The sequence below is a fragment of the Hyphomicrobium sp. 1Nfss2.1 genome (assembly GCF_965243865.1).
Taxonomy (GTDB): domain Bacteria; phylum Pseudomonadota; class Alphaproteobacteria; order Rhizobiales; family Hyphomicrobiaceae; genus Hyphomicrobium_A.
In genome coordinates this window covers 3,639,515-3,666,220 of the sequence record NZ_OZ251603.1, presented here as the reverse complement: position 1 = coordinate 3,666,220, position 26,706 = coordinate 3,639,515, and the positions used below count along the sequence as shown (strand labels likewise).

25 protein-coding genes are annotated in these 26,706 nt (G+C 61.8%); 14 read left to right on the top strand and 11 right to left on the bottom strand.

Translation table 11 applies throughout. The features are described 5' to 3' along the window. Positions 1–3 precede the first annotated feature (3 nt). Positions 4–654 (top strand): peptide-methionine (S)-S-oxide reductase MsrA, encoded by a 651-nt coding sequence (gene msrA / locus ACP15D_RS17905; protein ID WP_424958774.1) that lies wholly within the window; start codon positions 4–6, stop codon positions 652–654. Positions 655–677: 23 nt separating this feature from the next. Here the strand turns inward: msrA and ACP15D_RS17900 are convergent, their stop codons facing one another. The 4 genes from ACP15D_RS17900 to ACP15D_RS17885 form a co-directional block, all read right to left on the bottom strand. Next, a complete protein-coding gene (locus tag ACP15D_RS17900) occupies positions 678–1,619 on the bottom strand; it encodes a catalase family peroxidase (RefSeq protein WP_424958773.1) in 942 nt (313 codons plus the stop codon). Between the two features lie 139 nt (positions 1,620–1,758). Then, positions 1,759–3,183 (bottom strand): carotenoid oxygenase family protein, encoded by a 1,425-nt coding sequence (locus ACP15D_RS17895; protein WP_424958772.1) that lies wholly within the window; start codon positions 3,181–3,183, stop codon positions 1,759–1,761. A 59-nt stretch (positions 3,184–3,242) separates the two neighbouring features. Further along, positions 3,243–3,635 (bottom strand): fluoride efflux transporter CrcB, encoded by a 393-nt coding sequence (gene crcB / locus ACP15D_RS17890; RefSeq protein WP_424958771.1) that lies wholly within the window; start codon positions 3,633–3,635, stop codon positions 3,243–3,245. Positions 3,636–3,834: 199 nt separating this feature from the next. Then, positions 3,835–5,901, bottom strand: coding sequence for an elongation factor G (locus ACP15D_RS17885; RefSeq protein ID WP_424958770.1), 2,067 nt, complete (start codon positions 5,899–5,901; stop codon positions 3,835–3,837). Between the two features lie 331 nt (positions 5,902–6,232). Between ACP15D_RS17885 and ACP15D_RS17880 the strand changes: the two genes are divergently transcribed. Next, positions 6,233–6,451 (top strand): hypothetical protein, encoded by a 219-nt coding sequence (locus ACP15D_RS17880; protein ID WP_072376000.1) that lies wholly within the window; start codon positions 6,233–6,235, stop codon positions 6,449–6,451. 177 nt (positions 6,452–6,628) lie between these two features. Here the strand turns inward: ACP15D_RS17880 and ACP15D_RS17875 are convergent, their stop codons facing one another. Then, complete coding sequence (locus tag ACP15D_RS17875; protein WP_424958769.1) at positions 6,629–7,831, bottom strand: pyridoxal phosphate-dependent aminotransferase; 1,203 nt, start codon at positions 7,829–7,831, stop codon at positions 6,629–6,631. Positions 7,832–8,152: 321 nt separating this feature from the next. Here ACP15D_RS17875 and ACP15D_RS17870 point away from each other — a divergent pair, with 321 nt between their 5' ends. The 3 genes from ACP15D_RS17870 (at position 8,153) to ACP15D_RS17860 (ending at position 9,556) form a co-directional block, all read left to right on the top strand. Further along, positions 8,153–8,509, top strand: a complete 357-nt coding sequence (locus ACP15D_RS17870; RefSeq protein ID WP_424958768.1) for a hypothetical protein — start codon at positions 8,153–8,155, stop codon at positions 8,507–8,509. Positions 8,510–8,655: 146 nt separating this feature from the next. After that, positions 8,656–9,144 (top strand): hypothetical protein, encoded by a 489-nt coding sequence (locus tag ACP15D_RS17865; protein WP_424958767.1) that lies wholly within the window; start codon positions 8,656–8,658, stop codon positions 9,142–9,144. Positions 9,145–9,376: 232 nt separating this feature from the next. Then, a complete protein-coding gene (locus tag ACP15D_RS17860; RefSeq protein WP_072376009.1) occupies positions 9,377–9,556 on the top strand; it encodes a hypothetical protein in 180 nt (59 codons plus the stop codon). Positions 9,557–9,571: 15 nt separating this feature from the next. Here the strand turns inward: ACP15D_RS17860 and ACP15D_RS17855 are convergent, their stop codons facing one another. After that, complete coding sequence (locus ACP15D_RS17855) at positions 9,572–10,288, bottom strand: SDR family oxidoreductase (protein WP_424958766.1); 717 nt, start codon at positions 10,286–10,288, stop codon at positions 9,572–9,574. 57 nt (positions 10,289–10,345) lie between these two features. Further along, positions 10,346–10,705, bottom strand: a complete 360-nt coding sequence (locus ACP15D_RS17850) for a DMT family protein (protein ID WP_424958765.1) — start codon at positions 10,703–10,705, stop codon at positions 10,346–10,348. A 330-nt stretch (positions 10,706–11,035) separates the two neighbouring features. On the opposite strand from ACP15D_RS17850, the gene ACP15D_RS17845 reads away from it, so the two are divergent. From ACP15D_RS17845 to nhaA, 7 genes are all read left to right on the top strand, one after another. After that, positions 11,036–11,944, top strand: a complete 909-nt coding sequence (locus ACP15D_RS17845; protein ID WP_424958764.1) for a polysaccharide deacetylase family protein — start codon at positions 11,036–11,038, stop codon at positions 11,942–11,944. Positions 11,945–12,260: 316 nt separating this feature from the next. Then, entirely contained in the window at positions 12,261–13,976 is a 1,716-nt protein-coding gene (locus ACP15D_RS17840; protein WP_424958763.1) for a SulP family inorganic anion transporter, read from the top strand. Positions 13,977–14,967: 991 nt separating this feature from the next. Beyond that, entirely contained in the window at positions 14,968–16,380 is a 1,413-nt protein-coding gene (locus ACP15D_RS17835; RefSeq protein WP_424958762.1) for an ammonium transporter, read from the top strand. Positions 16,381–16,403: 23 nt separating this feature from the next. Further along, positions 16,404–16,628, top strand: coding sequence for a hypothetical protein (locus ACP15D_RS17830; RefSeq protein WP_424958761.1), 225 nt, complete (start codon positions 16,404–16,406; stop codon positions 16,626–16,628). A 183-nt stretch (positions 16,629–16,811) separates the two neighbouring features. Beyond that, the gene (locus ACP15D_RS17825) at positions 16,812–17,354 is read left to right on the top strand and encodes a DUF6869 domain-containing protein (protein WP_424958760.1); all 543 of its coding nucleotides are present in this window, start codon (positions 16,812–16,814) and stop codon (positions 17,352–17,354) included. A gap of 46 nt (positions 17,355–17,400) precedes the next feature. After that, positions 17,401–17,871 (top strand): YaiI/YqxD family protein, encoded by a 471-nt coding sequence (locus ACP15D_RS17820; RefSeq protein WP_424958759.1) that lies wholly within the window; start codon positions 17,401–17,403, stop codon positions 17,869–17,871. A 92-nt stretch (positions 17,872–17,963) separates the two neighbouring features. Continuing rightward, positions 17,964–19,799, top strand: coding sequence for a Na+/H+ antiporter NhaA (nhaA, locus tag ACP15D_RS17815; protein ID WP_424958758.1), 1,836 nt, complete (start codon positions 17,964–17,966; stop codon positions 19,797–19,799). Here nhaA and ACP15D_RS17810 read toward each other — a convergent pair. The 3 genes from ACP15D_RS17810 to ACP15D_RS17800 all read right to left on the bottom strand — a co-directional run bounded on the left by ACP15D_RS17810 (position 19,796) and on the right by ACP15D_RS17800 (position 22,604). Then, positions 19,796–20,509: a DUF1223 domain-containing protein gene (locus tag ACP15D_RS17810; protein WP_424958757.1), complete on the bottom strand. Its 714-nt coding sequence runs from the start codon at positions 20,507–20,509 to the stop codon at positions 19,796–19,798. The two genes, nhaA and ACP15D_RS17810, sit on opposite strands and share 4 nt — an antisense overlap. 102 nt (positions 20,510–20,611) lie before the next feature. Then, the gene (locus tag ACP15D_RS17805) at positions 20,612–21,346 is read right to left on the bottom strand and encodes a DUF1223 domain-containing protein (protein WP_424958756.1); all 735 of its coding nucleotides are present in this window, start codon (positions 21,344–21,346) and stop codon (positions 20,612–20,614) included. Between the two features lie 814 nt (positions 21,347–22,160). Further along, a complete protein-coding gene (locus tag ACP15D_RS17800; protein WP_424958755.1) occupies positions 22,161–22,604 on the bottom strand; it encodes a hypothetical protein in 444 nt (147 codons plus the stop codon). Between the two features lie 28 nt (positions 22,605–22,632). Here ACP15D_RS17800 and ACP15D_RS17795 point away from each other — a divergent pair, with 28 nt between their 5' ends. Beyond that, complete coding sequence (locus ACP15D_RS17795; RefSeq protein ID WP_424958754.1) at positions 22,633–22,842, top strand: hypothetical protein; 210 nt, start codon at positions 22,633–22,635, stop codon at positions 22,840–22,842. A 3-nt stretch (positions 22,843–22,845) separates the two neighbouring features. Next, positions 22,846–25,242, top strand: a complete 2,397-nt coding sequence (locus ACP15D_RS17790; protein WP_424958753.1) for an AAA family ATPase — start codon at positions 22,846–22,848, stop codon at positions 25,240–25,242. A gap of 39 nt (positions 25,243–25,281) precedes the next feature. On the opposite strand, the gene ACP15D_RS17785 is transcribed toward ACP15D_RS17790, so the two are convergent. Next, on the bottom strand, positions 25,282–26,634 hold the full coding sequence (locus ACP15D_RS17785; protein ID WP_424958752.1) for a PAS domain S-box protein: 1,353 nt from the start codon (positions 26,632–26,634) through the stop codon (positions 25,282–25,284). Positions 26,635–26,706 lie beyond the last annotated feature (72 nt).

Below are 26,706 nucleotides of genomic sequence, written 5' to 3'. Positions count from 1 at the left end.
GCCATGCGCCTTATCCCCCTCAGCGCCGCGGTTATCGTCGCGGCGGCAAGCTTCGCTATGTCCCCGTCGTACGGTGCTTCGACGGCGACACCTCCATCCGCAGCTGCGGAGACGTTGTCCGTCGCTACGTTTGCGGGCGGATGCTTCTGGTCGATGGAGTATGATTTCGACAAGGTGCCGGGCGTCAAATCGACAACGTCGGGCTTCATGGGCGGGCACACCGCGAACCCGACCTATGCCCAGGTCTCAAGCGGCAAGACGGGGCACGCCGAGAGCGTGCAGGTTACCTATGATCCGAAGGTCGTGAGCTACGGGCAGCTCGTCGACTACTACTGGCATCACATTGATCTGCTCGACAGCGGCGGGCAGTTCTGTGACCGCGGCGATGAATATCGTCCGGTGATTTTCGCGCATACGCCGCAGCAGAAACAGATCGCGCAGCAGAGCAAGGCGTCGCTGGATGGGAGCCACCGCTTCTCTACTCCGATTGCCGTTGAGATCATCGATGCCGGGCCGTTCACCGCCGCGGAGGACTATCACCAGAACTTCCACAACAACAACGAAGCTTACTACAAGCGCTATCGCGTCGGTTGCCGGCGCGATGCGCGGCTGAAGGAGATCTGGGGCGCGGAGGCCGATACGGCGGCGCACTAGAGAGAGCGCGCCGCCGCGTAGCGTTACTGGGTGCGGCGTCCGAACGAGACGGCGTAGTCAAGCGAGCGCATCGGCAGGATCTTGTCGTTGGGCGAAGGCTCGATCCCATCGGCGACGACGTTGGGATCGAAGATACCCTCATCGCACGTTGCAGCCGGCTCAAGGCCGCTGAACGAGATGGTGCCGACTTTCACGCTCTTGCGGTCCGCGGGCCATTCGGCGGTCGGGTCGTCGTCCTGATCGCCGGGCTGGCCGAGGACAGCATAGAGATTGAAGGCGACGGGCCCTTTGGCGAACTTGTCGTTGAGCTCCTTGGCGTAGAAGTCGGTGCCTTTCGCTTCGGCGTCTTTGTCGCTGAGGCCGACGAAGCCGCCGACCGGCTCGGCCTTCCACTTCACAGCCTGGCGCTCGCCCTTGGCGTTGGTGAGGTAGAACGTGTGCACGCCGAAATAATCGGCCGTGGCGTAGCTGGCGGGTGTCGGGCGTGCCTTCAACCAAGCGCCCTGGCGCGTAGACTCAGGGTGCTCCTTGAAGTAGGCACCGATCTTGTCTTTGTCCTTGCTGGCGACGGCCGTCAGCAGCGCGAGAAAATCCTCGGGCGTCTTGGCCGCGAAGATGGGCGCCGAGATCAAGAGCAGATCGGAGTTGCTGCCGTCGGGCAACTGAAAGTGCATGGCGATGCCGCGCACGTTGTCCTTCTGGCTGTCGGATGCCATCGGGTTGCCGCCGCCGAGCGAGAAGCGGCCGATGAGCTGCACGGGAGCCGCGAACTGTGGCGCCTTGCTAAGGCTCGCCGCTTCTGGGGTCGGGGTGAAATTGCCTTTGATGCAGATGCCCTTGGTGTGGGCTGCGCGCATCTTCGCGTGAGCGCCGAACAAGTTGTTGAGCGCGTTGATGAGCTTTTCGGGTTCAGAGTCCTCGGCAGAAGCCGGTGCCGCCAGCAGCACCAACGATAGTGCGGCCATGCCAACTCGTCGTGACCTACCCATTATTCCCGTCTCCCATATGGCTCGGAACGTTGCCTGGCTAATCGGTAACGCACGATATTCGTCGCCGCCGACACGTTTGTGTCAACGGCTACACCACCGCAATGTCGCAGCTGACTTACGTGGCGGGATAGAAGTTGCCGTGGAGGCCGAAGGGGATTTTGTGGGGGCATTGCGCGCGCGCGATCTCAGAAAGCGTGCGCGCATCGAGCAGCAGCAGGAAGGATGTGCCGCTGATGGCATCGAGCACAACGGAGAGGAGAACGCCCTCGCCTTCCTGCTCCGCTCCAGGCCTGCTTACGAATACGGGTTCGCCCGGGAAGCACCCCTCGGCGAACCAGCGGCTGGTCTCGCCCTTGGCTACATCGACACGGACGATGCTGTCGAGAAAGACGCCGCCGGGCGATTGTCCGGCGCCCCAGATGTAGCGGTAGGGACGACCTGCGCAACGGCCGTAGTCCATGCGCGGCAGCTCGAGCATTTCATCGACGATGACTGTACTGGTGACGGGGGCATCATCGTCGAGCGAGAGCGTAAAGCGTATCGGGCGACCGATCGCGGCAATTGGCTCGCCAGCGCGGAGTGGCGCCAGATATACCTGATCGATGATGGTCGGGTCGTCGTAGACGCTGGCGTCGATCTGGAGGTTGTCGCCATCCTCGAAGGCATTGATGTGATGGAATGCGAACGCCGCCTTCGCGGCGCGCGAAGCGATCAACTCGCCGCTGTCCTTGTCGAACACGCGGAAGCGTAAACCACGCTCCGGCTGCCATTCGTAATTGCGAATGAAGGGCGAAAGTGCGAGCAGCAGCTTCAGCGGGTCGACGACGAGCGGAAACTCGGTGAGGATGAGATAGCGCTCGGTCATCGCAAACGAGTGCATGTAGGCGGGCTTGTCGACGGGAATCTCAGCTATGACGCGTTCGGGCGAGCCATCGTCGGGGATGGCGAACAGGCGGTAGTGCGAGTGGGGCCCGAACTGGACGACGTAACTGAACCGGCACCCGCGCGCTTTGTCGTGGTGCGGGTGGGCAATCGAGAGCTGGCCTCCGACGTCGGCACTGATGGGCGCTTGGCCCATGGTCGCAAGCGTTTGCGGATCAAAGCGCACGGGCAACGTCGTTTCGGTCAGCGCTACGGTCGCGCCGCCGAACACGTCGATGTTGACGTTACCGTTGTCGGTGTAGTGCGGTGAGAAGACGGAAGCGACGCGCTGGAACAGGGTGCGGCATGGGTCCGTTGCGAAGCCGCCGAGCGCCAGATGGCCTTCGGCCACTGATTCAGTGAAGGCCTCGGACCGCAAGAAGCGGTTGGTATAAGTGACGTTGCCGCCGCCGAACTCGAAGCGATGCAGCATCGCCAGACCGTCGAACCAGTGATTGACGGTGGTGCTGCCAATGTCGAACTTCGCCGGACCGTTGCGCAGCAGCGTGCCCTGGAGCCACGCCGGGAACTCGCCGCGTACGACCAACGGGATCGGCCCGACCTCGTCATCGAGGTCGGAAAAGCCAGTTGCATATGACGCGCGATCGGAGCCTGCCATGGCTCATTGATAGGATCACAACAGCAAAGGAAGCCTCAACGCTCCCCACACGGATTAACCTACAACGGGTTGAGCTGCGTCGCGATGGCGTTGCCGAGCCAGACGAACAGCAGGCACAGAGCCACCGAGCCGAGGATATAGCCGCCAGCTTGCAGCCATTCCCCCTCCTGCATCAGCACCATGGTTTGCAGGCTGAAGGCCGAGAAAGTGGTGAACCCGCCGCAGAAACCGACGGTCACCAGCGCGCGCATGTTCGGATCGACGACGTAGCGGCCGCCTTCCGGGCTGGTGAGGGCAACGAAGAAGCCGATGATGAACGAGCCCAAGATGTTGATCACCAACGTGCCCCAGGGGAACGTCTCTCCTAACAGGCGAGCCATAGCTCCCGTGCACCAGTACCGCGCCATGCCGCCCAGCGCGCTGCCGGCGGCGATCCAGATGTAGGGGTGCACAGTTCCTCCGCGACGACTTTTCGGTTCACACCAACCTGTCATCCCGCAAGCGGCGGGAAATTCGAGCCGCTGTCCGCGGCCCAGCACTAAGCTGGCGAAGCCTCTATAGTGCCTTCGGCGCCTTCTGCGCTAGGTCCCGGGTCTCGCTCCCTCGGCGCAAGGCCGGGGTCGCGTCGCCCGGGATGACAGTTCTCGAACCCTACTCCGCGGCGGGACGATGGGCTGAGAGCACTTGGTCGGCCAGCCTGCCGCTGAGTTCGGCGAGGTGATCGAATTGGGCGGTGTAGGTGCCCACGCCCGAGGTGGCCGAGCGCAAGTCAACGATAAGGCTCTCCATCTCGGAGGCCGGCATCTGCGCCTGCACGACGTCCCAGCCGTTCCAGCCCTCACGGGAGTCGAAGCCGAGGATCTGCCCGCGGCGTTGCGCGATGATGGCGTTGACGCGGGCCGTCGCCTCGCTCGGCACCGCGATCTCGACCGCCATGACCGGCTCCAATAGAACCGGCGAGCACTTCGGTAATCCATCCGACATGCCGATGCGCGCCGCCTGGCGGAACGCCATGTCGGATGAATCGACCGTGTGGTACGAGCCATCGAGCAACGTCACCGATACGTCGACCACAGGGAAGCCCAGAGGTCCGTGCTGTAGGAAGTCCTTCACCCCGGTCTCGACAGACGGGATGAACTGGCGCGGTACGACGCCTCCGGTGATCTTTTCCGAGAACGCAAACCCGGCGCCGCGCGGTTGCGGTTTGATTTCCAGTACGACGTCGCCGAACTGGCCGTGGCCGCCCGATTGCTTCTTATGGCGCCCGCGGACCTGGGTGGCTTCGCGGATTGTCTCCTTATAGGGGACGAGGCGCGGCTGACGCTCGACGGCGACGCCGTATTTGCGCTGCAGACGCTCGAGCGAAACGCGCAGGTGCATTTCGCCCTGCCCCAACAATAGCAATTGATGCGTGTCGCTATTGGTCTCGATGGATAGCGAGGGATCGTCCTCGAGCAATTTGGCGAGGGCCGTCGTCAGCTTCACCTCGTCCTTGCGGTCTTTCAGTCCGAGACCGATGGCGAACACCGGAGGCAGCGCAGCAGGGCCCTTCGCCTGGATCGCGCCGCCTTTCTCGGCACTGATGGTATCGCCTGTCTTGATGCCTTCGAGGCGGCCGAGCGCGACCGTTTCGCCGGCGGACGCGGGGCCACGTTTTATTGGCTCTTCGCCGCGGAGGGCGAAGACACCGGCGGCGCGTTCATCGCGGCCGTCCGGTCCGGTGACGGTGGTGCCATCGCCGAACTCCCCGGTGAGTACGCGCACCAATGACAGCTTTCCGCCGTGCGCGGTATGCAGCGTCTTCGTGACGTAGGCTGCGGATTTGGCGTTTTCGAGCTTCAAGCGGCGTGCCGTCGTCTCGACTGTCGGCGCCTCGTGCCGGAGGGCCTTCAGCAGCCGGAAGACGCCGTGATTCTCACGTGCCGAGCCGATCAGGACCGGGCAGATGAGCCCATCGCGGAACTCCTGCGTCAGATCATCGAAGATCTTGTCGCGCGGCGTCGGCAGGTCAGACAGCAACTGCTCCATCAATACGTCGTCGTAGTCGGCGAGCTGCTCGAGCATATGGAAGCGGGCTTCCTTCTCGCGCTCGGAAATGGAGCTTGGCAGCTCGACAATCTCGGAGGGCGCGTTGGTGCGGTAGACGAAGGCGCGCTCTGAGGCGAGATCGACGAAGCCGGTGACGGCGCCGTTCTCGCGGATGGGGATCTGCCGCAGGACAAGAGGCCGCGCGCTCGCGGGCTGCAAGAGCGGGATCAGCTCGCGCAGGGGAAGTCCGGACTCGTCGATCTTATTGAGGAACAGGAAGTGAGGGATGCGGCGGTCTTCGAGCTGCTTGAGAATGATCTGCAGCGAGGGGACACGTCTTGCATCGGCTTCACAGACGACGACGGCGGCATCGCAGGCGGTGAGCGCGACGGCGCCTTCATGCTGGAACTCGATCGAACCTGGGCAATCGATGAAGGTGAAGTTGTCGCCGAGGAAGTCGGTGTCGGCGACGTTGAGGGACACGCTCATCCCGTGGTCGCGGGCCTCGGGGCTCGCATCACCGACCGAGGTTCGGTCAGAAACACTGCCTTGGCGGAGAATGGCGCCTGTGCGGGCCAGGATGCTTTCGAGGAGAGTAGTCTTGCCGCTGAGGTAGGGACCGACAAGTGCGATGCAGCGGGAGCGGGCGCTCCCATTGGCTCCCGCTTTAGGGACTTCGGACTGTGCCATCTGCTTTCCTCCTTGGTTGGAGGCGCACGCACCCGCGTCGCGGTCGCGCGCCTCGCGCCTCTAGGAGGAGCGCGACTAGATTAATGTTCGCGCCGCGCGGGATTGCTTGCAAGAGGCGAACTGCAAAAGATCGTCGAGTTGTTGAGGTAAGTCATAAAAGCTTGAATATTGCAGCGCACAACGTCAGCGAAGAATTCATCTCTCCAGTACTGCGCAGCACAATCGAAATTACTTGCTCGGGAACCTAATTGGCTCATTATGAATTCACTGGTTCGTGCAGCGGAGAGCCAGGGCAGCCTGCGGCAGGCAGCCCAGAAAGAGAAGGCGTGCGATGAGTATCAAGACTCTCATGTCGGCAGCCCATGCAGCGGGCTATGCCATGGCGGCAGAGGATGTCGCTGAGACGCGGCCGATGACAGCGCGGCTGCCGTCTACAGCCATCGTGGTGCGGCCGGTTCAGCGCGGCAAGATTGCCAGTGCGCAGCGTTCGGTGCGCCGTATGTGGTTGCAGTTCATGTCCGAGCATTGGGCACACCGGGCAGCCGCCTGAAGCCCCTGAGATGACGCCCCGCGGGCGCGCAATTTGCGCGCCCTTTTTATTTGCTCACCAGAGCCCTAAGCGAGAAGCCAGTTCGCCGCTAAGACAATGAGTGTTGCCGCGAGGGCGAGCCGCCAGAAGCGACACGCACTGCACTCTTGAATCTCGCGGCCGTTTCTCACTGCGGCGTCAGCGGAGGTTGCCGCAGAAGCGCTGGATGCGCCGGCAGGCGTCCTCGAGGATTTCCTTGGAGGTCGCGTAGGAGACGCGGAAGGCCGGCGAGGATGCGAACGCTGCGCCATGCACGACGGCGACGCCTTCGTCCTCCAGAAGCGCGGTGACGAAGTCCTCGTCGTTGGCGATCACCTTGCCTGACGGGGTGGTCTTTCCAATTGCGCCAGCGCAGCTCGGATAGACGTAGAATGCGCCTTCCGGCTTCGGACACTTGAGACCGGCCGCCTGGTTCAGCATCGACACGACAAGATCGCGGCGCTCGACGAACTTGGCATTGTTCTCGGCGATGAAGCCTTGCGGGCCGTCCAGCGCCTCGACTGCAGCCGCCTGAGTGATCGAGCACGGGTTAGACGTCGACTGCGACTGCAGCTTGCGCATGGCGTCGATCAGCTTCACCGGACCGCCGGCATAACCAAGTCGCCAGCCGGTCATGCAGTACGCCTTCGAGAGACCGTTGACCGTCAAAGTGCGATCGAAGAGGCCGGGCTCCACCTCGGCAATGGTGTGGAACTTCAATCCGTCATAGAGGAGGTGCTCGTAGATGTCGTCGGTCAGGATCCAGACATCCGGGTGCTTCAGGAGCACGTCGGTCAGAACCTTGATCTCGTCGCGCGAATACGCGGCGCCGGTCGGGTTCGACGGCGAGTTGAAGATAATCCACTTCGTCTTCGGGGTGATGGCAGCTTCGAGCGCCTCCGGCTTCAGGCGGAAACCGTCCTCGATCTTCGTGTCGACGAACACCGGCTTGCCATCCGCGAGCATGACGATGTCAGCATAAGACACCCAGCACGGCGCCGGGATGATCACCTCGTCGCCCGGGTTCAATGTCGCCAGCAGGGCGTTGTAGATCACCTGCTTGCCGCCCGTGCCGACGGAGATCTGGTTGGGCTTGTAGTCGAGATTGTTCTCGCGCTTGAACTTGCGCACGATCGCCGCCTTGAGTTCGGGCGTACCGTCGACGTCGGTGTACTTGGTGCGGCCCTCGGCGAGCGCCTTCACGGCTGCTTGCTTGATGTTATCGGGCGTATCGAAGTCAGGCTCGCCAGCAGACAGCGAGATGACATCCCTGCCGGTTGCTTTCAGTTGCCGCGCTTTCGTCGAGACCGCGATGGTGGCGGAGGGCTGAATGCGGTTCAAGCTGTCGGCGATGAAACCCATTGTGAAAGCCTTTCGAATAGCTTTTTCGGCGCGAGCGGCGCGGACACTATCTGCAGCGCGCGGTGACTTCAATACATCGGTCGTTGCGTCATGAGCGCATGTCGAATGCCGGAAATGCTTAGCTCGACTAAGGTCGAGTGACTAACACGCCACAGGCCCGGGCGGACCCGCATTAATCAAAAGAATACGCAGCAATCGCCACAATGTGTCCCAACGCCCGCCACGAACGGGGGCAACGATCCCAGAATGAAAAGCGCGTGGAATCACTCCCTGCGCAAGGCGAGAAGGCCTCATGCCATGGCGAATGCGGGACCCTCGAGGTTGATCCTTAGAACAACAGCCGATGCCACTGTCGGTCTGATCTTGTTTCTCACCTTCGCGGTGGCCCTGGGCACGATTGAACGCAATTCGGTCGCGACGCAGCGCCTAAGCGGGCTGCTATCGGTCAGCTCGAGTGCCGGTGACCTCTTAAAATTCTCGCTGGATGACAATCCGCTGATTGCGGCTGCGGTTGTGGCAACGGCCGTTCCCGTGCCTCAGGCCGCCTCATTCAGCGCCCCGAGGCAGATCACTCGAAATGTGGCTTTTGGCCTTCTGGCCGCGGTCTTCTCGGCCATGGCCGCACTGAATCTGGCTTTCATCCGACACCTTCGCCGCGAGTACGCCTCCCCGCGGTGAAGTGTGGTGGAGGGGGGACCCGGTTCTGCTGGGAACCCTTGACGGTCTCCTCTCCACACCTAACATTCTGGTAAGGAAGGGAAGCTGTATTGTACCCTTCTAGGCGCCCGGGGTTCGGGCACGGGGCAAGAAAGCGGGAGCACATCATGGGCACGGGCGCACTTCGCAAGAACCTCCCGATCGCCGTTCTGGGTCTTTCGGCCGCCGGGCTGGGCGCTGCCGCGGTGACCTTGGGCAATGGCGAAGCGGTGGTGGAGCGTGGATTTCAGCGCGCGATCGCTAATATGGACGCTGACGCTGGTGCCAGGCGGGCTGCCCCGGTTGTCGCCGGTACAGAAGAATTCTGGCTGACCCACGTTGTCCATGACGCCGGCACCGCAACGGCGAAGCCGGTGTCGGTCGGCGATCGCATCACCATCTCCTCGAACGGCGCCCAGCGCGTGCTCAATGTCGTTACAGTCGATCGGCTCGACAATCAGGTTTTGCCGGTTTCATCGACGGCTCACCCGACGCCGCTCATCCTTGTGACCTGCCGGGACGAGGCCAATCCTCAGGCTCGCCCGGTGCGCTTCCTGCTCGAGGCGGGCGAGGAGTTGCCGGCACTGTCGGCGGTCAAAGCTGCACGGACCCTTTGATTTTTCAGTTGCGCTAGCTGAGAGAAGCTTGCTGTGCAGCTAACAACGTCGGCGCTCGTGCCGGGTGCGCTTGGCGCCTTGCCGACGTGCCTCTTTCCAATGCCATCCCTCGCGCTCGGCCTGCCGTATTGCTTTCACGCTGGGGCCGCATGATAGGATCGCGCCGCGCCTGGAGCGCGCTTTGAGCGACTTGGCGGCTGCAAGCGTCGCCGCTGCCAATGGGGGTTATGCTATGCGTCTCAATCCGCCGACCATCGCCATTTTTCTTATTTCGCTGACGCTGGCGCTGCTGGCGCTTGTCACGAAGCTGGGCTTCGTTGGCGTGCCTCGCTATCTGCCGCACCAGGAATTCTGGCTGGCGATCACCGCCTACATCACACTGATGGTGGGCAATCTGGTGCGTGGGGTCTGAGGCTCCACCAAGCGATCACCAGGGGATGGGCGCCTTATCGCGGAAGAAGCCGCCGGTTGGCCCGGTATCTGGCAGCGTCGACAGCCAGACGGCCGTCTCGGCGCCCTGCTCAACTGTGCGGGTCGCGTTCGGGCCGCCCATCTCGGTTCGAACCCAGCCCGGGCACATCGCATTGACCTTGATCGGGACTGGCCCCAGCTCAGCCGCCGTCACGCGTGTCAGCGCGTTGAGCGCTGCCTTGGACATTCGATAGGCGGGATAACCCGACTGCATATCGGAGAGCTGGCCGGCGCCCGATGAGACGTTGACGACGCGGCCGTACTCGCCTTTGAGCATGATGGGCACGACCGCCTTTATCATGCGAAGCGGGCCGATGGCGTTGGTGTCGTAGGTCTCGCGCACAAGCTGCGGAGATACGTCGAGCACTTTAGAATCGTCGGGCGACTGCCCTTCCCAAAGCACTCCCGCGTTGTTGACCAGCACGTCGATGCGGCCAAACAGGTTCATGACCTCGTCGACAGCCGCGCTGATGCTCTCGTCACTCGTCACGTCGAGGGCAACTACCGGGGGTTCCAGCCCTTCCGAGGCGAGCTTGGCGGCCGCCTCACGCCCCTTATCGACGTCGCGCGAGCACAGAACCGCAAGCAATCCGACGCGCGACAGTTGCCTGACGATCTCAAGGCCAATGCCACGGTTGGCTCCAGTAACGAGCGCAATTCGCGTTTCGGCCATGGGATCTCCTCGAGCGGTTATGGAAATGTCGTTGTCGTGGTGTGAACCATAACTGCTTCAGGTGCGCCCCGAGAAGACAAAGAATGCGCCCAACGCGATCAGTGCGAAGCCAATGACCTGATTGAGGGTGATCGGCTCCTTCAGATAAAGCACCGAAAAGACCGCGAACACGGTCAGCGTAATGACTTCCTGCATGGTCTTCAGCTCCGCCGCCGAATAGACCGCACTGCCATAGCGGTTTGCCGGCACGGCGAGGCAGTACTCGAAGAAAGCGATCAGCCAGGAGACGAAGATGACCAGATAGAGGGGCTGGTCCTTGAAGCGAAGGTGCCCGTACCAGGCGAACGTCATGAAGACGTTGGAGAGAGAAAGGAGCAGGATCGGGGCCAATTGGGGAGATATGATCGGAAACGGCATGGGAAGTCTCGCTCCTCGGGATGTCGCCGCGAATAAGGCGTAGCCGCCGGACCTTGTCGAGCGGCAACGCTGCCGCTGCGGCCATCGCGATGCATATGCTCCAGCCGAGCGATGACCGGGAGGCAACACTGGCTACCCCGCGATCGCTTATGGCCTCATGATGGCTGGTCCAAACACCAGGCCCGGCTTTAAAAGGGTTGCAGCCGGGAATTCGTCGCGTCCCCGGAGGACATTTCATCGACGTTAAGCGCGATGCGGGATGTTGCCCATATAATCTCCGCCATCAGCGTTGCCGCCCCCTAGACGGCCCTGGGCATAGGATCGACGATAATGAGAATGCTGCTTCTCGCGACCGTTCTTACGCTGCCGGCCGGCTTTGCTGTCGCCGCGGAAAACATCCACCCGGTCAACGCCGATGCCGCTGCCGCCGTTGCACAGCCATCGACGGACGACACGGCCAAAGCGCCAGAAGCCAAGCCTGCCATCGACTGCACCGGTAAGCTCGGGGTCTCGCGTGTTGCAGAGGTCGACACGACCGGGGGCGGCGACTATGGCGAGCAGTATCCGCCGACGAAGCTGCTCGAGAAGGGCGAGGTGGTCATCACCTTCGACGATGGCCCGCATCCCAAGTTCACGCGTCCGATTCTCGAGGCGCTCGCCGAGCAGTGCACGAAGGCGACGTTTTTCGAACTCGGGGAGATGATCAAGAACTTCCCCGACATCGCGAAGGAGGTCCAGGCGGCAGGCCATACGGTGGGCACGCACACCTGGTCGCATCGCAACCTCGGCGCCATTTCGCTCGACCGGTCGAAGTCGCAGATCGAAAGCGCGATCAGCCTCGCGGAGACAACCCTGCCCGAGGGCGTCGCACCGTTCTTCCGCTTCCCGTATCTCAGCGACCCGAAGCGCGTGCGCGACTATCTCGCAAAGCGCAATATCGCCGTCATGGGCATCGATGCCGATTCACTCGACTGGCGCTATCGCTCGCCCGACAGAGTGTTCAAGAATATCTTCAATGCGCTCGACAAGTCTGGCGGCGGCATCATGCTGTTTCATGACATCCACCCGCAGACCGCCAAGGTGATCCCAGAGGTTCTCGCCGAACTGAAGAAGCGCGGCTACAAGGTCGTGCATCTGGTGCCAAAGTCGCGCGTCGAGACGGTGGCGATGTCGGAGCCCGAGCCGACGAGCAAGCCGCTCCGCCGCAGCCACAAGCATCGGCGCAGCAGCAAACACTGATGCTCAGGCGCTGGCTCGCAAAGAGCCGGAGGAAGGCCTCGACTTTAGCGCGGTCGTCGGCGCGGACGATGGGGTCGTTCTCCGCGATCATGGCGGCGCCTATCCAACAGGTCAGACGACAAGCTGGCCTCTCAGTGTCCGACTAAAGAAGAAGGCGATTGCTAGTGAGCGCGATTGCTCAATGACGCGTGGGGTGCAGACTCGCAACTCAATGCAGTAGTCGGCTAGCAAAGCCGGCGTAATTCTAGACCATCGCGACGGCGACCGCCGACTTCATCGGCCGACGATCCCGCCGCTCCTTACGAGGAGTCGGAACATGGACGCGGCTGCTCGCAGCCAGTTGAGACAGCCGCGACCGACTTTCGCCGAGCTGTTCACGCCAAAGCTGGTAACGCTGCTGCGTGCTGGCTATTCGATGGGCGACTTCAGGGCCGATGCCATTGCTGGCCTCACCGTTGCGATCGTGGCTTTGCCGCTGTCGATGGCCATCGCGATCGGCTCGGGGCTGTCTCCTGAGAAGGGGCTATTTACGGCGATTGTCGGGGGCTTCCTGATCTCGGCGCTCGGCGGCAGCCGCTTTCAAATCGGCGGGCCGGCCGGCGCGTTCATCGTGCTGATCGCCTCGATCGTGGAGCAGCATGGTTATGACGGCCTGGTACTCGCCACGCTAATGGCAGGCGTCATCATGCTCGCAGCGGGCTTCCTGCGCCTTGGCACCTATATCAAATACATTCCGTTCCCGGTGACGGTCGGGTTCACGGCGGGCATCGCCGTCATCATCCTTGCGAGCCAACTGAAAGAGCTGCTGGGGCTCGACATGGCGAGCGAGCCGGCGGCCCTGTTACCGAAGCTTGGCGCGATCTGGGAGAGCATCGGCACCGTCAAGCCGGCAACCGTGGCGCTGGCCGGAATCTCCATCGGCACCATTGTGGGCCTGCGCGCTTGGCGGCCGCGGTGGCCGGGCATGCTTATCGCGGTGGCGCTCGCCTCGCTGATTGCCGTAGTGCTTCATCTCGACGTCAGCACCATCGGAACGAAGTTCGGCGGCGTGCCGCGAATGCTGCCGGCCCCCACGCTGCCAAGCTTCGATCTAGCCAAGATGCGCGATGTGTTCCCTTCGGCCATCGCCATCGCATTGCTGGGCGCGATCGAAAGCCTGCTGTCTGCGGTGGTCGCGGACGGCATGAGCGGTCGCCGGCATCGGTCGAACTGCGAGCTGGTCGCACAGGGCGTGGGCAACATCGCGGCCGTGATGTTCGGCGGTATGTGCGTGACCGGCACGATTGCCCGCACGGCGACGAATATACGAGCGGGGGCGCACACGCCTGTTTCGGGCATGATGCACGCGCTGTACCTGCTCGGCTTCATGCTCGTCGCGGCACCGCTGGCGGCCTACATCCCCCTCGCATGCCTCGGTGGCGTGCTGGCCGTCGTCGCCTGGAACATGGCCGAGAAGGAGGAATTCGCCAATCTGCTGCGTAACTCGCGGGGCGACGCTGCTGTGCTGATGGCGACATTCCTTTTGACGATCTTTGCTGATCTTACAATTGCGATAGGCGTCGGCGTCACGCTCGGCGCTTTCCTGTTCCTGCATCGCATGGCCGAGGCTGTGCAAGTCGAGAATGGGGGCGCCCTTGTTGCCGAGGACGTCGCGGACGCTACTGGGAACGCGCGAACGGCCTACGAGCCCGACGCATTCGGCAACAACGTTGTCGTGTACCGGATTTCGGGCGCCTTCTTCTTCGGAGCGACGGCGGCGGTGAGCGGAGTACTCGACCGCATCGGTGCCCGTCCCAAAGTGTTCGTGCTCGATTTCGCGGAGGTGCCACTGGTCGACAGCACGGCGGCAAATGCGCTGGCGGGCTTCGTGCGCAAACTGCGTGGCGAGGGAACGACGGTGTATTTCACCGCGGCGCGGCGCGGCGTACGGCGCACTTTGCTGCAGGCCGGCTTGCGTCGTCCGCTGGTGGTCTACGCGCCCTCAATCGAGGAAGCCGTTGTCATGAGCCGGGCACCGGGATTACGCGGCTGATCTGGGCGCCCCTCGCCTTTGCTCGCGACCGCCGACCGACTTGGGCAGGATCGCTTCGGGCCGAATAGACACGTGCGCAATCGGCTTAGAAAGCTCCACAAATTCAAGGCAATTCATCACTTCTCCTCAACGTGGAACTATCTGGGCTCTAGTTTGTTTGCGGCCTCGGGGACGCTCTACGCTCGAGGAGAAGACAGATGAAAAGAGCTACCATACTAACCGGCATCACCGGTGCGTTCGCTGCTTTGGTTCTCACTGTCGCTTCTGCTCCATCCGCGGAAGCCTGCGGCTGGAGGCGAACCTGCGCTTGCGGAGCAGCAGCTGTTGAGGCTCCTGTGCAGTACTACCGGCCGGTTAGGCACTATCGCGCCGCAAGGTACTACAGGCCGGTCAGGTATTACCGTCCTGCGAGATACTACCGGCCCGTGCGGTATTATCGGCCCGTGCGGTACTACCGTCCTTACCGCGCCTACCGCCCCGTAAATTATTACAGGCCCGTGCGCTTCTATCGGGCAGGTCGTTGGAACCGCTAGTGACAGATCTGGCGCAATAGCTGTCCACGCACAATACGTGCATAGCGCGATGCCGCGACAGGACCCCGTGTCTATCGCGGCATCGTGCCGAGCGCCTTCCGTGATCCATCAGTGTGCTGCACCAGCTGGCGGGAGGCCGCCCCGCAGGCGCTGAGTACCCCGCACGTAAGCGCACCATCCCGCTCGCTGAAAAATCAACGTTTTGCCTACGCTAAAGGCAGTCGGAACAGATTTTGATCAGCCGGAGCGGGTGGGCCTTGCGCGCGCTCAAACCGAAGCGACGAACGGGTTCGACGCAAAAAATCTTTGCATATCAACTCAGTGTGTTTCTTGTCAGTGAACCCAATTCCCTCCCCTCGAAACCGGTACGCCCCTTGCACTTAGGTGAAATTACTTGCAGCTCGCGCAAATGCGGCTGGCAGGAGGGTTACCACGCACTCGATAGGTGGGAGAGGCGTATGGAAAATGAAACTACGGCGCTAACAACGCTGTTCACTGAGTTTTACTTCTTCATGACCGTCGTGCTGATGTTCTTCATCCACGTCGGTTTCTGCATGTACGAGGTCGGCGTATCGCGGACCAAGAACCTCCAGCACACGCTGCTGAAGAATACGATGGCGATCCCCGTGGTCGGGCTCGCGTTCCTTCTGTTCGGCATGTGGCTCTACATCGCCCTGCAGGGCTGGCCAGTCGCAACGTCGAGCGTCAGCCTCGAAACCGGCTTCGAGCCGTGGTCGAAGACACTGGCACCCAACCTTTCTGATCACATCTCGGGCGTCTTCTGGGCGGCGTTTGCGCTGTTCGGAATGACGGCTGCCTCGATCGTCTCCGGCGCCATCATCGAGCGCGCAAAGACGACGGGCTTTCTGATCATTGCGGTTTACGTCGGCGCGGTCGCGTGGGTCATTCCCGCAGCCTGGGGCTGGGCCGGCAATGGCTGGATGACGCAGTATCTCGGCTTCCATGATCAGTACTGCTCGGCGGTGCTGCACGCGCCTGCCGGCTTTGCCACGCTTGGCGTGCTCATGGCCCTCGGGCCGCGCATCGGCAAGTTTGGGCCTACGGGCCAGCCGCGTGAGATCCCGCTGCACAATCCCTGGATGACCACGCTCGGCATCTTTTTCATCTATATCGGGTTCTTCGGCTTCTATGCGGCCTGCCATATCCCGATCGTCAACGTCGCCGCAGAAGGTCAGACGGCATTCTGGACGACCACCAACATCTACGGCGTGCCGATCACGCTGTCTGGTGTCACCATCAACTTCCTGTTCTCGTTGTTCGGCGGCCTGATCACGGCGTACCTGATCTCCGGCGGCAACTCGTTCTGGACTTACTCGGGTGGCCTTGCCGGCATCATCAGCGCCAGCGCCGGCAACGACTTCTATCATCCGATCCTGGCTCTGGTCGTTGCCTCGGCGGGTACTGCAATGGCCTACACGCTGCACAACTTCGTCGAGCGCCGCTTCAAGATCGACGACGCGGTCGGCGCGGTGGCCGTGCATGGCTACTGCGGCGTCTTCGGGGGCGTCGTGGCGGGCTTCCTGCTGTGGGGTTACCCCGCGGTCATGCCCAGCCCTGGCGCGTTGATCACGCTGTCGGATGGCGTCGGCTGGTTCGGCACGAATGCCGAAGGCCTGCCGATCGTCACTCCGATGGGCAACATCATCGTGACGCTCGTGTTCGCCCTCGGGTTCGGCCTGATCCCTGGTTACATCCTCGGTCAGATCCTCAAGGGTTTCGGACTGCTGCGGGTTCCGGCTCCGGTGGAGGTAAAGGGCCTCGATGGTGAGATCGTGCCGCTGACCTATCCGGCGCTCTCTGGGACGGAAGCGGAGTTTGACGCGCTCGCCAAGAGCGAAGCCAAAGTCTAGGCATCAAAGAAGGAGAAGTTCCTATGTCTACGGGATTGTCGTCACTCTCGAAGCTCTCGGAGGTCACCAGCGCCTATCCGTTTGCGGGCATGGAGTACATCTACAGCGTGATCCTGCTTGCCTTCATCATCCTCTTCTTCATGTGGCAGACCATGATGGAGCAGCGGCACATGAAGAAGATTATGGGACAGACGAGCGAGCGGGTGGAAAACCCTTCCTCCGCCCCCGCCTTCTCGCCCGCGGAATAATCTTCTGAGGGTACGCTGCGAAGATGGCCCGGACCTCGTGTCCGGGCCATTTTCTATTGAACGCTCCAAGTCGGAGGCCGCACTGTCGCAGCGCCAACTGTCGCGCTGTGTCAAAAAGACCGTCATCGATCCGGCTATTATGCGATTCGTCTTGGAGGCCGGTTCCGAACCACGGAGCGCAACATGGAACGGACGTGGAGCTGCTTCGATTGCCAGTTCGAAGGCGCCGAACCGCTGTGCTTCAGCGAGGAGGGCGCGTTCGAGCCGCGGCGGCTCGCGCGCATTCTGCTGAAGATCCCGGCCCCGGGGACAGATCACGAGGAAAAAGGCGAGCGCATGCGCGCCTATGACTGTGTCGACGAAATGGTGCAGACCTCGCCGGAAGCAGCAGTGGTCTTCCTTCTCGTCGCGCTCGACGAATGCAGGACAGGCGAACAGGTGGCCCTGCTCGGCGCTGGCGCGCTCGAGACCCTGCTCAAGGTGCATGGCCCCAAGGTAATCGGCGAGCTCGATGCGGCGGCGCAAAAGCACGCGAAGGTGCGCTATCTGCTTTCCGCCACGTGGGGTCAATCGTCGATTGTGCCCAAAGTCTGGGATCACCTCGTCGCGGCCGTCGCCTCTGGGCCGGTGATGGATGCCGACCCGCGTACTCCCGCGGCGGGCTTGATCGACAAGGTGCTCGACGCCGAGAGCGTTACCAAGCTGCTTGCCGAACCGATGGGCTGACCGCTGGCCGGTTGCGTCGCGGCCGGAAACCGCTAAACACCGATGCGTGAGCGCGCTTCCCTTACCCACGATCTTTGTCGATGCTGACGCCTGCCCGGTGAAGGATGAGGCGGTGCGCGTCGCCGAGCGGCATGGGCTGGTCATCCATTTCGTTTCCAACTCCTGGATGCGGCTACCGGAAGGACCGCTGATCAAGCGCGTGGTCGTCGCCGAAGGCCCGGATGCCGCCGACGACTGGATCGCCGAGCACATCGGGGCGAGGGACATTGCCGTGTCGGCGGACATTCCGCTCGCCGCCCGCTGTCTCAAGGCGGGCGCGCAGGTGATCGGCCCAACGGGCAAGCCATTTACCGAAAGTGGCATCGGCATGGCGCTCGCCATGCGCGAGCTTTCCGCGCACTTGCGCGAGACAGGCGAGAGCAAAGGTTTCAACGCCAGCTTTACGCGCCAGGACCGATCCCGATTCCTCGAGGCCTTGGAGCACGCCGTGCAGAGGGTCTTACGAAACAAGGTTTGACCAACTCTGGCGATCCGCCGCATCCCAATGACTTGGTGCCGCCGCAGATGTACGTATCGCATTCCGGAGCCAACCCAGCCCCGAGAGGTCATGTGAATCACGCGCTGCCGAGCAACCGCCTCGACCGCCCTGTCGGCACCAACGATCATACGTTGGGTGAATCCAACGCTCCGATCACGCTCGTAGAGTACGGCAGTTATGCCTGCCCCTATTGCCGGGCCGCCAATGCGCGCATCGCGGAAGTGCGCGATGAGCTTGGCGACCGTTTGCGGTACGCCTTCCGGCATCGGCCGGTGACGGGAAGCACGCTGGCGCGGCGCGCGGCCGAGCTCGTCGAGCGCGCTCCGGATGCCGACGCCTTCTGGCACGCGCACGTCAAGCTGATGTCGAGGTCCGAGACGCTGACGGAGGACGACCTCAGCGCCGTCGCCGCGGATCTCGGTGTCGACGTGCCGCCGGTGGCGCCTGACGGCGAAGATTGGCGGGCGGCCGCTGGACGCGTTGCGGAAGACGAGCGTAGCGCCCGGGCGAGCGGTGTGATGATGACACCGACATTCTTCATGAACGGGCGGCGTTATGACGGACCGTGGGATGAAAGCTCGTTCCTCGATGCGATGCTGGGCACGCTCGGTCATCGCGTGAGATCGGCTGCGGTCGGCTTTGCGAGTTGGGGGCCATCGGCCGGTGTGCTGCTGCTGGTGTCGACCCTCATTGCCATTGCGTTGACGAATTCTAGCTGGGGCCATGCCTTCGAGGATTTCTGGGAGCAGTACCTCGGTGTCTCGCTGGGGTCGGCGAGCTTCAAGATGTCGCTTCGGCATTGGGTGAACGATGGGCTGTTGACCATCTTCTTCCTGGTGGTCGGTCTCGAGATCAAACGCGAGTTCACAGTCGGTCACCTCGCCAGCCGGCGATCGGCCGCGCTGCCGATTGCCGCTGCCATAGGTGGCATGGCGGTTCCGGCGCTGCTCTACGTTCTCGTCATACCGTCGGGCCCGTGGGCGCACGGCTGGGGCGTTCCAATGGCGACCGACACCGCCTTTGCCGTGGCCCTCATAGTGATGATGGGCGCTCGCGTGCCGGTCGAATTGCGCATCTTCCTGACGGCTGCAGCCATCGTCGACGACATCGGCGCTATCGCGGTCGTGGCGGTATTCTATTCCGGGGCGTTGCAGTGGGCATATCTTGCCGCGGGGCTGCTGGTCATTGCCGGACTTGCGGCGCTGAACAAGGCACACGTCTATCGCGTGGCGCCGTACGTGCTGCTTGGAATTGTGTTGTGGGCGTGTGTGCATGCAGGCGGATTGCACGCGACACTCGCCGGCGTGATCCTGGCTCTGTTCATCCCGACGCGGCCACCTCCGAACCTCGAGGCGCTGACGGCGCAGCTCAACAGCATCGTTGCGGCGGAAGCCGAGCATGGCGATGAGGTGTTGCGGCATGGTCCATCGGTTCCGGCGCTCAGAGCGATGGACGCCATCTTCGACCGGTTGGAGTCTCCCGCGGACAGATTGTTGCGGCACATGGCGGCGCGATCCAGCTATGTGATCCTGCCGCTGTTCGCGCTGGCGAATGCCGGCGTGACGTTCAGCGGCGGCGTGATTGCCGGGCATGAGCAGATGATGGCGGCGATCATGTCCGGCCTGGTGATTGGAAAACCTCTCGGGCTCGTGGCGGCGTCGGCGCTGGCGGTGTGGGTCGGCATCGCGGCGAAGTCCGATGGATACACGTGGCGGCAGCTCGCGGGTGCCGGTGCACTTGCCGGCATCGGCTTTACGATGTCGCTGTTCATTGCCGGTCAGTCCTTCCCGGCGCCGCAAGAGTTCGATGCGGCGAAGATCGCCATCTTTGCAGCGTCCGTGCTATCCGCGGTGATCGGCGTCGCGATCCTGTGGAAGCCAGCGGCCGCCCAGAACGGCGTTACCTAATGCAGCGCGATGCGCTCGGCGCCGAGGATAGCGCCAGGCAATGCGGGCGTGCCTTCCTGCACGAGCACGACGGCGCCGTCGTAGTGCGCGTCGGCGGATAGCTTGGTGCGATACTTGACCGGACTTCCCGACCAGGCGCCGAGCGGAATGATCTCGCGCACGATGTTGGTGTAGGTGATCTTGGTACCGGAGTTCTCGCCGCGGCCGACAGCCACGTCGCGCGAAGCCAGATACGGCAGCACGATGACGGTGGCGGCGGGGCTGCCCGGGCGCGTGCCGTCGACGGATACCTCGATGTCATCGCCATTGCGCTTCACCGCGATGGGCAGCTGCGGCGGCTTGGTCGTTTCGGCGGACGCGGCGATGCCTAGCATGTTGGCGCCGTTGGCGTGCTCGCTGCCGTTGACGACCGCCTGCGGCGTATAAACCTGCTGATCACCGCGCATGATGGCATAAGCGCGCTGGCGCTCGGTGAAGGCGTGCTTGGCGAAAGTATCCTTCCAGCCGAGCCGGTCCCAATAATCGACCGGCAGCGACAGAACGATGAAGTGATCGTCGTGCGCCAGCTTCTCGAACAGGCGGTCGGCGGGCGGACAGGATGAACAGCCCTGGCTGGTGAACAGCTCCAACACAGTCGGCGGTGCGGCGGCTGCCGAGCCAGCGGCAACGAATGAGCCGAGAAGAAGCGTTGCGATGGCGCGCGCGTGCATGGAGCCTCCGATGCCGTCCTTACTGCTACTTCGCAGCGGGCGGGCAACCGTTACGTACGCAGTCTATCGCAACTTCTATTGCCCGTGGGCTCTATCGATGGTTCAGGTCTTGGCGCGGGGTGTGCGCAATGCGCTGAGCGGCACGCGCGCTGCGCCGATGATGGCGCCGGGGCGCTCGGACGTGCCCGCCTGCAGCAGCACGACGATGCCGTCGTACTGGGCAAAGTCGCGGGCCGACAGCCGCGCCTTCAGCGGCTTGCCCTCCCAGGTGTCGACCGGGATGATGTCGCGCACGAGGTTGGCATAGTGCACGCTCTTGCGGCCGCGCATCGGCTCGGTGTGATCCTGCATGTACGGCAGCACGGTGATGACGCCGGTCTTGGCGTTTGCGCGCCCCGCACCTCCGACCGACAGATTGATCTGATCGCCAACGATCTTCGCGTCGACCGGCACCGACAGCACGCCCATCGTCTGCGCGATGCCCTCGCGGATCTCACCCGGATCGGAGCCCGTCGCCTCGGCGGCGCCGTTGATCACCGCTTGCGGCGTGAACAGCATGTCCGAGTTGCGCCGCTCGGCATAGGCGGCCTGGCGGTCGGTGAAGACCGGCTTGGCCAGCGGGTCCTTGCGCCCCGGCCCGTCGAAGGAGTCGACCGGCATGACGAGCGTGATGAGATCGGGCTGGCGCGCGAGCTTTGTGAACAGCGCGTCGGCCGGAGGGCACGAGGAGCAGAAGGGGCTGGTGAACAGCTCGAGCACGGCGCGCGGGGCTGCCTCGGCAGCCGCGGCAGTTGCGAGAAGAGCCGCGATGGCCGCGGCGAGAGAATTCCAGCGCATTCCAGACCCTTACATTAGAGGCCCCACCCGATGTGCAGTACTCGTCGCAAATCGCGGCCAGGATGGGGCAGAGGTTGGCACGCGAGTGGTTAAGGCACCGGAACGGCCACGCGCCGAGCGGCCGGCGCGCGCTGCGAGCCGGTTGGGGCAACAAGAAGGGAGCGCGGGCGCCAAACGGCCGCCATCCGATATTCAAGTCCGGCAGCCTTTCGGCGCCCGCGTCGGCATTTTTCCATGCCGGGGGAGCGATACTCATCGGCGCGGGCTTACCGTCCCGGTCAGGCGTTCAACGGCCGGACCACATCGTCGGGACGTTCTGCTGCTGCGCTCGCGGTGGGGGCGGGCGCCGCTGCCGATGGGCGTCCGTGCGCGCCGTTGCCGGACATCGCACAGCCCCGATCGATGGCCCCGGAATATGAGGGAGCTACCCTCGCGTCAGACGCCGAGACGGGTCGGCATCTGCCTCAACCAGGCACCGTCTCCCGTCCCGCTTAGCCGCTCAGCTGTTGCGTCCCAGACGGACAGGAGTGGGGGAAGTGTATGGCTGGTGTTGAGGGCGGGGATTAGTTGGGAGGGTGGGTTGAGATGCAGTTCGATGCTCACTTCGCGCATGCTGCCGAACGAAGGGCGTTGCTGCACCGAAGCGACGATGCAGGATTACCCTGCTACCGACTGCCGCTGGCAGACTTTGCAGAAGGGGATGTGTTGGCCTCCACAATGGCACCGACATCAGGTGCTGCCACGCGACGCCGGCATGGCTTGTGCGGCACGGAAGCGAACTTTGGTGTATGGAAATACTGAGGTGAGAGGAACGTTATTCGAAGAATGCCCAATCGATGCTGGCGCTCGGCTTCTGACCTGTCACGGAAAGCTGATGACCTGCCTGTCCGTTACAGATCGGATAGCTTCCATGAACTTCAAGAAAATTGCTTAGGAAGAAACTCTCCATATCAAATATATTATCGCTGCCGTAACTCCTCAGGACATCAGCGGAATAGAAGGTGAATTTCACGCTGTAGGCCTTTGCGTAATTAGCGATGCCAAGATTGCCCGATTGACCTGTCAGATGGCTGCGTAGGCGCATCGCAATGGAGTTCTGGCGAGACTCGCTCATGCCAATATAGATCAGCCTTGAAGTTGCAAACGGATAGGTAATTGCCACGGCCTCCAGGAAGATGAAATAGATTCCGGCTACGCCCTGAACAAACTTGACCTCTTGCTCTCTCAGGTTGTACGTTTTTGCGAAAATGATTGGCATTATGACATATTAGTGAAGGGTTTCGATTGTGACTACTGAAAACATACGATCCGCCGCAAAGGTTCTCTCAGACTTTCTGGATGAGCAATCCAAGGATGAACACCTCGAACAGTCGAGCGTGTCCGCTATCATAGAATTGCGCAGCAAAGGGAAGCTCACTCGCACAAACCTCTTGCGTCAGCTGGAAGATGCCCGCAGCCGGGTGCTGAAAGGCGATATTCAGCAGGACAAAGGGTGAGTCATGACCAAGCTCCGCCGTATTCAGATATCGGCCTTTCGCGGTGCACGTTTTCCCCTTACGGTTGATTTCGGAAGCAAGACAAGAAGCCTTGCCGTCTTTGGCGAAAACGCCTCCGGCAAGAGCACCATCACCGATGCCATTGAGTGGTTTATTCAGGATCAGGTTGGTCATCTCTGGCGCGAGGACTGCAAACAAGAGGCCCTGCGTCACGTTCTGGCAGGCACGAACGATGCCACTGTCGAGCTCAGATTTGACGGTCAGGACAACTACGGGGCCAAGAGCCTGTCCGCCGATCTCAAGACAAGCACCGGCTTTGCTAATGACAAGGCTCGTGTGCTTGTAGATGCTATCAAGGACGACCGCATCATTCTCAGGCACGCCGATATCGTTAAATTCCTGGATGAGCAAAAGGGAAAAAAGCGCAAAGCGATCGCTGACATTATCGGCTACGAGGAAATCACACAGTTTCGAGATGTTCTTCAGCAGACCGGCAATGCGCTGAAGAAGGATGGTCCCTATGCTGGCGCAAAGTCGCTTTCAGAAACGCTGCAAGTCGACATGGTGGGTTTAGTCGGGCAAGTCGTTCCTGATAGGCAAAGCTTCCTCGCCATCGCTGACGATATTGTCGCTCCTTTTGACCTGACGATCACCGTAACTGACGAGGCGTCCTTCGATAAAGCCCTGGAGGAACTTCGCGGTCTCGGCAACAGTGCCGAGAAGATCAAGGCTGCCGAACAGTTGGCACGGCTCGCTACTGCCTCCGAAACGCTGAAGGGCGATATTGACAGGTTTCTTTCACAGGCCGCGACATTCGCAGACAGCTACAATGCGTTGGCCAGAGAACGCGAAAGTGTCGACAAGCTGCGGCTAAGCGATTTCCTGACCAAAGGCCAGGCCGTCATTGGTGTCGACACCTACACCGATGATGCTTGTCCTTTCTGTCTAAGCCCGTTCGATCTCGCCAGGCTCCAAGAGGACGTGACCACGCGTTTGGCCGATATGGCGGAAATTCAGGGAAAGCTCGACGCCACAAAGGGGCTGAAAGACACGCTTCTTCAGACAATCATCGGGGTGAGCACACGCGCCAGTAGTATCGCGGAGACCTATAAGGACCTTGGCGGTTACGAAACCCTCGTGGCGTCCGCAAGTGCTGCAACCACTCTGCTCCGCACCTATCACAAGGGTCTGGGGGGTGCCTTCGATGCCCTTGAGGTCTTAAAGCCGCCCGAAGGCTTTGACGATGGCCTCTCGGCTTTCCAAGCCGAATGCGAAGGCAGCGCCGTCAAAGCAAAGGACGATGCGGCCAAGCTTGGCCTGACCGAACTCGAAAAGAAGGTCGCGAACGCGCTTAGCAAGCTGGAAACCCTCGGACGGCAGGTGCGAGAGTTCGAGCGCGCTCAGCGCACAATTGGCGCCTATGAGGCGCAAATCCTGACCCTCTCCACGATCTTCGAACGATTTGTCACCGTTCAGAATGCGGCCCTGCAGGCTGTACTGGATTCGATCAGCGCCGATGTCGGTAGGTACTATCAGAAGCTCCATCCCAAAGAGAGCATCGATAACGTGCGCCTAACCATGGTCGGTGAGGAAGGTGTCGAGTTCGAATACTCGTTCCACGGCAAGCCGACGCAACCGCCGCGCAAATACCTAAGCGAGAGCCATCTGAATTCTCTAGGTGTTGTGCTCTTTCTCGCTAATGCTCGCATCTTCAACAAAAACGCGAGGTTTCTTGTTCTTGATGACATCGTCACCAGTTTCGACACCTCCCATCGGCGCAGGCTCCTGCGCCTTTTGCGAGACGAGTTTTCGGACTGGCAGATCATCATCCTGACGCATGAAAATATTTGGTTCGACATTATCAAGAAGGAAATGGCACAGCACGGCTGGCTGTTTCATGAAGTACGCTCCGATGATACCAACGGCATCGTTCTTGAGAACAGCCCCGCGACACTGACGGAGATCATCGAACAAAAGAAGGGCAAGGAGGACGTAACCAATGACCTGCGCAAGCTGCTGGAGCTTGTCTTGAAAGGAGTCTGTCACGCGCTCCAAGTGAAGGTTGCTTTCCGCTTCAACGACATCAACGAGAAACGCATGGCCGACGAGCTAATCAGCCAGCTCAGATCGACGCTGAAGGACAAATCACCCGATCTTCTCAAGACGCAGATATTTTCTGATCTTGCGGGCTCCGCTCTCATCGCCAATCTTGTTTCGCATGATAATCCGGACAAGATCGTGGGCGCGGATATCGACGTTCTTCTAGAGGATATCCAAAAGCTCGCTGCTCTATTTATTTGCAAACACTGTGGGCGACATATTCGCTCCGATATCGTTGTGCCGGGAGCGAAGGTGATTTCCTGTAAGTGTGGGAAGTCTCAGCTCCCCTGGAACACCTAGCTTTAGTTGAATGCATCCGCAGCGCGGGCGCGGGGTGGGCTAGTGGGGCTGGGCCGGTGCGGTGGTCACTGTTTCCATCGGCGCCTCGAGTGTCCAGACGAACCCGCTCGGATCAAAGCGGCATTCGACCACCGCGTTCAATGCAAAGCGCGGGTTGCGGTCGATCATGACGGTGCCGAAGCCGGCTTTTTTGGGCGCGGTGACAGGCGGGCCGCCGGTCTCGCGCCACGACAGGCGGAACGTCTTTCCGCTTTGCTCGTCGCTGGTCGAGCAGGAGATCTGCAGCTTTCCTTCATTCGAGGACAGGGCGCCGTACTTGGTCGCGTTCGTCGTCAGCTCGTGAATGGCGAGCCCGATGGCTTCGGCGGCGGGGGGCGAGAGCATGGTGTCCAACTCGCCGTCCAGCACGATGCGCGTGCCGATCAGATCATCGACTGCTGCAAGCTGAGAGACGATGAGATCGCCGACCGTTACACCGCGCCAGTTGCGGTGGGTGAGAAGGTCCTGGTTTCTCGCCAGTGCGCCCAGGCGCGCGACGAGCTTGGCGGAAGCCTCCTTATCCGTGGTGCGCGTGACGATTGCCTGAATGATCGAGATCATGTTCTTTGCGCGGTGGGCGATCTCGCGCATCAATAGATCGATCTGCTGCTCGCGGTCTCTTTGCTCGGTGATGTCCGTGTTCGTCCCGAACCAGCGCCATACTTTTCCATCGTCGCCGAACAGCGGCTTGGCGCGGGATAGAAACCAGCGATAGTCGCCGTCGCGGCTGCGCAGAGGGAACGTGTCCTCCCACTCCTGGCCCGTGCTCCAACTGAGCTGGATGCGCTGCTTCACGCGTTCGACATGATCGGGGTGGTGCACCGCGGTCCATCCCCAGCCTTGCATCTGCTCCAACGTGGTGCCGGTGTAATCGAACCAGCGGTCGTTGTACCAAAAGATCCAGCCGTCGCCGTCGGCGATCCATGCGAGCTGAGGGATGGTGTTGGCCAGCGCGCGGAACTGGCGCTCGCTTTCTTCGAGGCGCGTGCGCATCTCGACCATCGCGGTCGTATCGTGCGCGATCTTGGAGGCGCCGATGATGGCGCCGACCTCATCCACCAGGGGGGAAATCGTGATGGCGACGGGGAAGATGCTCCCGTCCTTTCGAACCCGCATGGTTTCGAACTTCGGTACGATCTCGCCGGCCCGGATGCGCTGCAAAATGTGCTGCTCTTCGTGGAGGCGTCCTGCCGGCATGATGGTCTCGATGGAGCGACCGATCATTTCTTCGGGCGACCAACCAAAAATGCGGTGGGCTGCCTCGTTCCAGCTCAATACCGTGCCGGTCAGGTCCTTCGAGATGATGGCGTCGAAGGAGTGGGTGACAATGGATTTGAAATGGGCGGTGTTCATCGAAGCTCGCATAGAGTCGCGGGAGTCTGGCATGAAACCTAGAACCGGCTCGATAGCTTCAATTAACCTAGC